Source organism: Frankia sp. CeTa3Moorea (genome assembly GCF_978021225.1).
In genome coordinates, this window is the sequence record NZ_CDXDOR010000220.1 from 1 (window position 1) to 5,778 (window position 5,778).

The window sequence follows — 5,778 nt, forward strand, 5'->3', positions numbered from 1 at the left end:
CCCCCACACCGGCCACGCCCTCCCCCGACGCGGAGACACCCGTCAGTGGGGCATCAGCCTGGCGTCGGCGGCCGTGGTTGTCCCGGCGGCCGGAGACCGTCATCCGCCGGGACACCGATGAGGACTACCGCGCGCACGTCCACGAACAGGCAAGCCTGACCGCGCGGCTGGAAGAGACCGACCGGCTGCGCCGCGATCTGGTCGACACCGTCGCCCACGAGTTCCGTGCCCCGCTTGCCGGTATCCGCGCTGTCCTGACCGATGCCCGCAGCGGAGAGGCGGAGGGCGGCACGCTGGCCGGCCGGCTCGACACAGCGATCGACAGCACCCGCCAGCTCGAGCGCCTCCTTGAGAGCATGGTCACCGCGACGACCGCCGCGCACACCGACATCAACGCCAGCGATCTCACCGCGGCTCTCGCCGATGTCCAGACCGTGCTGCACACCACCCACACCGGCTGCCTGGTCGTCGTGGACGCCCCCGCGTACCTACCTGTCCGGATGGACGGTGCCACTCTGCGCCGGCTTCTGGGTGACCTCGTCGACGCCGTCCTGCGTTCCACACCAGCCGGGGCCCCGGTTCATATCGGCGCCGGCCAGGTCGGCACCGACCTGATCATTCTCCGGATCCGTACACCCACCCGCGTCCTTCCCGACGACACCGAGGCCAGCGCGCTGGCAGCCCCCTCCGCAGCGGGAATCCGCTACGTCATCGAGCAGGTCGTCTCCGCCCACGGCGGCCGGCTGCGTACCGACACCCTCTACAACGATGGCGTCTTCGACATCCTCGAGATCGAGCTTCCCGCCGCCGGCATCCCTGCGGTCCCACCGCTCGGCGCGACCGCAGCCCTTCACCGTCCTCGCGATCCGGCCGCGGCCCCCGCGACCGCGACGCCAGCCCGAACGTGAGAGCACGGATCGTTGTCGGGTATTTTCGGCGCCGTGCTGATCGGCTACGCGCGGGTTTCGACCGCGGACCAGAACCCCGATCACCAGGTCGACGCGCTGCTGTGTGCCGGCGATACCCTCAACGTCACCCGCCTGGACCGGCTCGGCCGCTCCCTGCTGCACCTGGTCACCCTCGGCGCCGAGCCCACCTGGCTTCATGCTCACATCTTCTAGCCGTTTCTAGCCGTTTCTAGCCGTTCTCGTGGTGCTCTCCGTCGGCGAGTTCCTGGCGGAGGACGTCGCGGTGGTGCGGGGGGAGGTGGCGGGCGAAGCAGCGCAACACGGCGCCGGGATCGTCGCCGCGGCCCAGGAAGTTCATCATCTGTTCCGCCGCGTGGTCCTCGGCGCGCTGCAGCGGACGGTAGGCGAATCCCCGGCCGTGCGGCGCGCGTTCGGCGAGTCCCTTGGCCACCAGCCGCAGCAGGGTGGTGGCGACCGTGCTCTGCGCGAGCCCCCGACCCAGCCGGCGCTGAACCTGGAAGGGCATCAGCGGTTCGGCGGCGGCCCAGAGCAGGGCTAGGACCTCGCGTTCCAACTCGCCGGCCGCACGCCTCTGCGGGACCGGCCTGCCTGGTGCAGACATGGCGACTACGGACATGGTGACTCCGCGGGTTACTGATCAGTCCCGAGACGTCGAGGTGGCCGTACCGTGGCCGTACCGGTTCGGGCGGCCGGGCACACCGGCCCGTTTGTTCCGTGGGGAGCCGGACGATCTGCCACGTCACCGGACGCACGTGGACATGGAATGGGGATGCCGAGGATGGCCACCGGGTGCCAGGCGCGGGCGGCGGATCGAGGGACGACACGATCCGGCCCGCGACGCGGGCAAGGGGTTGGTGGATCTGTGGGATACCGGGGCCGGCCGTCGGACCGCTCAGAGCATCCCATGGACCGGCGGGCCCCGACGGATGACGATGTAATGCAGCAGGACCGGCCGACGGGTCCGTCGCCGCGCCGGCAGGCGTGTGACCGGGCCGGGAACGATGAGCAGGATGCGGCCGTCACGGCGCCGCAGGCGCCCGGCGGCGCGTCGTACGGCGGCCGCGGCGCCCTGCGCGGCCCGCCAGAGCAGGTTTTCGCCGAGGGAGAGCCAGCAGGCGAGCCCGAACGCGGCGAGCAGATGCGCCACGAGCATGCCCGGCCCCCCGGGCAACAGGTCCAGCCCCACGCCGGCGTGGGGCTGGAGGCCGGCCACCTGGCCGGTGCCCCCCGCGAGGGTGGGGGCGAGGCCGGGGGAATGCGCGAGGCCGGAAGGGTGGGATCCGGCGGGGACGGTGACGGTGAACGCCACGTGCAGACCGGCCTGGACGGCCAGCACCAGTCCGGTGAGGCGCCTGCGTGACATCCGTCGGACGGACACCCCCCAGCAGACCCGGGCGGCGAGTACCAGCCCGATGACCGCCATCAACAGTGACGGGGTCATCGCGCAGGCGGCCGTGTGGGCGGTGACGGCCAGGCCGACGGCCACGGCGGCCACCAGGACGGACCGGACACCTCGCCCGACCGTCGTCGCGGCCCAGATCACAGACCCGCGCCTCACATTTCGCATCTTAGAAGATCCATCTGTGGGGTAGAGCGTTGCGTCGGCCTTGGCGGGGGTCAACGGCTCCGCGGGACGAACAGGTGCGCCGCACCCGCGTCCGTTGAACGTCTTGGCAACGGCGATTGCCAGGATTTCAGCGCAAGGGCGGGTGCTTCGATGGCATACCAGCTTGCGAGGGCGGCGAGGGAGGTGACGGCGAGGGAGGCCGCGATGTGCACGACGACGGCACCCGTACCGATACCCGCATCGACCCCGGCTTCGAGCAGGAGCAGTTGCAGCGGCCAGGCGTAGACGTAGATGCCGTAGGACAGATCGCGACGCGCCCCCACCCGCGACAGCCCCCGTCCGGTTCCGGCGTACAGCAGCAGGTAGGCCAGCGGGGCCAGGGCGAGGGGCCGGTAGGCGTGGGGGATGAGCAGGCCCGCGGCGAGCAGGGCCGCGGCGGCGATGAATAGGGCCCGGCTGCGCGGGATGCGGTCGGCGTAGAGGAACATCGCCGCCCCGATGAGGAAGACGGCCGTGTACTTCAGGATGTGGGAGTCGGTGAGCCGGTTGGCGCCGAGGACCACCCCGCCGACGGCGAGCAGCCACCCGCCGATGGCGAGGGTGAGGACGAGCCCGCGGCGGCGGCGCAGGATCCCCACCGCGCCGAAAACGCCGACCATCAGGTAGCACAGCGCTTCGAAGAACAGGGTGTGCAGGGGGCCGTCCACGGCCTGCCCGGCCCGTAGGTCGCCGATATTGAACTGGTTCATCTTCAGCGCCGCGTTGACGAGCAGGTAGCGGACCGCCGAGTCATGGCCGGTCCAGGGGTAGCCGGCGGTGGTGCCCCGGTCCAGGCGCCACAGCAGTGGACCGATCGCGACGGCGGTCAGCGCGAGACAGACCCAGAAGGCAGGCACGACCCGCAGGAACCGGTGCCAGAGGAAACGGGCGGTGGATGGTGCCCGCAGGTGGCTACGGGTGATCAGGAAGCCGCTGAGGAGGAAGAAGCCGTCCACGGCAAACGTGCCGAGGTCGGGGGCGCCGGGCAGACGTGTCAACGGGTCCGGTTCTCCCCGGACGAACAGCCATGAGTGGGACACGAGCACCGCGCCGGCCAGGATGAGGCGCAGCGCGTTGAGGTTGTTGCGGTGAGGATCGAAGGCCGCGGCCAGCGTGCCGGCCCTGGGGGTGGGTGTGGGTGTGAGCACGGGTATCGGCTCCGCTGTGGGGCTTCGCTGGTGGGGGACCCGGCGGGGAGACATGGCGAACGGTGGGTGCTGATCGGTCATGCGGTGTGGTCCCTTTCCTCCGGACGTTCCTTTCCCGCCGGACATCCGTTTTCCGCGGACGTCCGGTGCCGGTGACGCTGCTCGGCCGCCCGCCTCGCGGGCGCTCGTCACGCACCGGCACCATTCAACCCTAACGTAAGGGTAGTGTTTGCTGTGCGTGTCATGATGTATACGAAAGCCACATCCGGTGGCGTGTTCCGATCGGACCACCGTTTCCCTGTGCCGCGTGGTCCGGCCGGCGGCCCCGGCCCTCCCCGGGGCAGGAGCTCGATACGTCGTTCCGTCCGAAGCCGGTCCGATGGTCAGGGCACGTGAGTGGTCAGGGCACGTGGCTGGTCAGGGGACGTGGCTGGTCAGAGCAGGTGTACGTCACCCGGGATGCCGGCCGGGTGCGCATCGGCCGGTCGGGCGCGGGCAACGCTTGACAACGTCAACGTTCGTCCGAGCGTATGTCTGGCGCGGGGAACGGCGATCTGAACCGTGCCCGATCAGGCCGGTGCGGCTGGGGACCTGCGGCCGGGCATCGCGCCCCGTAGGCACCATCGCGCCGAGCATGGGCGACATGGGCGATGTGGTCGTCCCACAGCACCGCACTCGAGGACAAGCCGCGCTGTCGTAGGTCGACCTACTGTCGTAACTCGACCTACTGCCATAGCTTGACCTATAGCAGGTGCCACACTGGAGTCTATGGCTACGACATCTATGCAGCTGGACAGCGGGCTACGCGACGAACTGGCGGAGATCGCCGAGCGGGACTTCCAGGGCGTGCCGCTGGGCGAGGCGGTCCGGCGCCTGGTCAAGGAACATAAGATCAACCGCATCATGCGGCGGTACGAGGAACTGCGCGCCAACCCCGAGGAGTGGGCCAGCTACCAGGCCGAGGCGCGGCTGACCGACGACGCGGCCGGCGACGGCCTGCCGGATGCACGTGAGGAGTACCCGGAGTACCACCGGTGAGCCGGGCGCTGAGGCTCGCGCCCTGGCAGGTGTGGCTGGTGGACTTCGGTCAGCCAATCGGGCACGAGCAGGGCGGCCCACGCCCGGCCGTGGTGGTCGGCTCGGCAACGCACTGCCGGTTCCCGATCGACATGGCCCTCGTGGTGCCCCTGACCGCGCGGGACCGGGGCCTGGACCATCACGTGCGCATCGACTCGCCCGAGTCCGGCCTGGACCGGCCGAGCTGGGCACGCACCGAGGAGATCACGGCGGTATCCACCCAACGGTTCACCCGGTCCACACCGCTGGGCACCGCGTCGGCCACCGAAATCGCCAAGCTGAGCGAGTGGCTACGCGAGATGGTCGCCTTCTGCTGACCCGCCGCAGGCGCGGCTGGCGAGCCGCGCAGGTTCGCCACGTCACCTCCCCGTCCCGTTCAGCCCGACATCAGCGTTGCCGCCGCAGCGTCCAGAACAGCCAGTTCCCGGTGGCCGCGCACGTGGCCACGTCCCAGCCCTGGCCGCCGAGGTCGGACAGTACCGTGACCAGCTCGTCGTAGCTGCCGGGGAACATCCGCTCCTTGCCCCGGGGCATGTTGACCCGGATGGACCCTTGGTCCCACAACCATTCCACCGTGGCGAACTCGTAGGTGAAGATCGTTTCTCCCGCTCCGGTCGGTTGCAGCAGAGGATAACGGCCTTGAAGGTAGCGGCCTTCCGGGCCCGGGCCGCTGCGGACCGGCAGGTGCTGCGCGCACACCAGCCACGCCGCCTGCGCGAGCAGGCCCGGCCCGTAGCCGACCCCGGCCCGTCACCCCCGCCGGGGTGTCCCCGTTGGTGGTCGCCGCGCAGCACGGGCAGACCCTGGCCACGACCCGGTACTCGGTCACGTGCGGCCGTGGCAGCGGAGGCAGGACGCCGAAACGACTACCACACAAGATCCGGCGAACAGTCGGCCAGCCGTCGGCCGGTGAATTTGGGGGACCTGGGCACGGTCTGCGGTCCCCAAACCGTGACTGGCTCCCCATAATTCGTCCGGCTACGCCTCTTTTGGGGTTTTTCAAGATCAAAAATGGTTT

At 70.3% G+C, this 5,778-nt stretch carries 8 protein-coding genes and 1 pseudogene; 4 read left to right on the forward strand and 5 right to left on the reverse strand.

Features of this window, described 5'->3' with window-relative positions; all coding sequences use genetic code 11:
• Positions 1–908: sensor histidine kinase (locus tag AC08OV_RS22960; protein WP_476620295.1), on the forward strand; the 908-nt coding region annotated here is incomplete at its 5' end.
• Between the two features lie 12 nt (positions 909–920).
• Positions 921–1,121, forward strand: coding sequence for a recombinase family protein (locus AC08OV_RS22965; RefSeq protein ID WP_476620296.1), 201 nt, complete (start codon positions 921–923; stop codon positions 1,119–1,121).
• Between the two features lie 16 nt (positions 1,122–1,137).
• On the opposite strand, the gene AC08OV_RS22970 is transcribed toward AC08OV_RS22965, so the two are convergent.
• The 3 genes from AC08OV_RS22970 to AC08OV_RS22980 form a co-directional block, all read right to left on the reverse strand.
• A complete protein-coding gene (locus AC08OV_RS22970) occupies positions 1,138–1,545 on the reverse strand; it encodes a BlaI/MecI/CopY family transcriptional regulator (protein ID WP_476620297.1) in 408 nt (135 codons plus the stop codon).
• Between the two features lie 276 nt (positions 1,546–1,821).
• The gene (locus AC08OV_RS22975) at positions 1,822–2,487 is read right to left on the reverse strand and encodes a hypothetical protein (RefSeq protein WP_476615719.1); all 666 of its coding nucleotides are present in this window, start codon (positions 2,485–2,487) and stop codon (positions 1,822–1,824) included.
• A 59-nt stretch (positions 2,488–2,546) separates the two neighbouring features.
• On the reverse strand, positions 2,547–3,683 hold the full coding sequence (locus AC08OV_RS22980; protein ID WP_476620298.1) for an acyltransferase family protein: 1,137 nt from the start codon (positions 3,681–3,683) through the stop codon (positions 2,547–2,549).
• Positions 3,684–4,451: 768 nt separating this feature from the next.
• Between AC08OV_RS22980 and AC08OV_RS22985 the strand changes: the two genes are divergently transcribed.
• Together AC08OV_RS22985 and AC08OV_RS22990 are read left to right on the forward strand one after the other, a co-directional pair.
• On the forward strand, positions 4,452–4,721 hold the full coding sequence (locus tag AC08OV_RS22985) for a hypothetical protein (RefSeq protein WP_476594105.1): 270 nt from the start codon (positions 4,452–4,454) through the stop codon (positions 4,719–4,721).
• Positions 4,718–5,077, forward strand: coding sequence for a type II toxin-antitoxin system PemK/MazF family toxin (locus AC08OV_RS22990; protein WP_476615721.1), 360 nt, complete (start codon positions 4,718–4,720; stop codon positions 5,075–5,077). Before AC08OV_RS22985 ends, AC08OV_RS22990 begins: the two co-directional genes overlap by 4 nt.
• Before the next feature lie 70 nt (positions 5,078–5,147).
• Here AC08OV_RS22990 and AC08OV_RS22995 read toward each other — a convergent pair whose 3' ends face one another.
• Together AC08OV_RS22995 and AC08OV_RS23000 are read right to left on the reverse strand one after the other, a co-directional pair.
• A complete protein-coding gene (locus AC08OV_RS22995; protein WP_476615722.1) occupies positions 5,148–5,459 on the reverse strand; it encodes a hypothetical protein in 312 nt (103 codons plus the stop codon).
• Positions 5,433–5,610: pseudogene (locus AC08OV_RS23000) on the reverse strand (IS66-like element ISFsp10 family transposase); the annotation flags it as partial. The pseudogene AC08OV_RS23000 and the gene AC08OV_RS22995, both read right to left, overlap by 27 nt.
• Between the last annotated feature and the right edge of the window lie 168 nt (positions 5,611–5,778).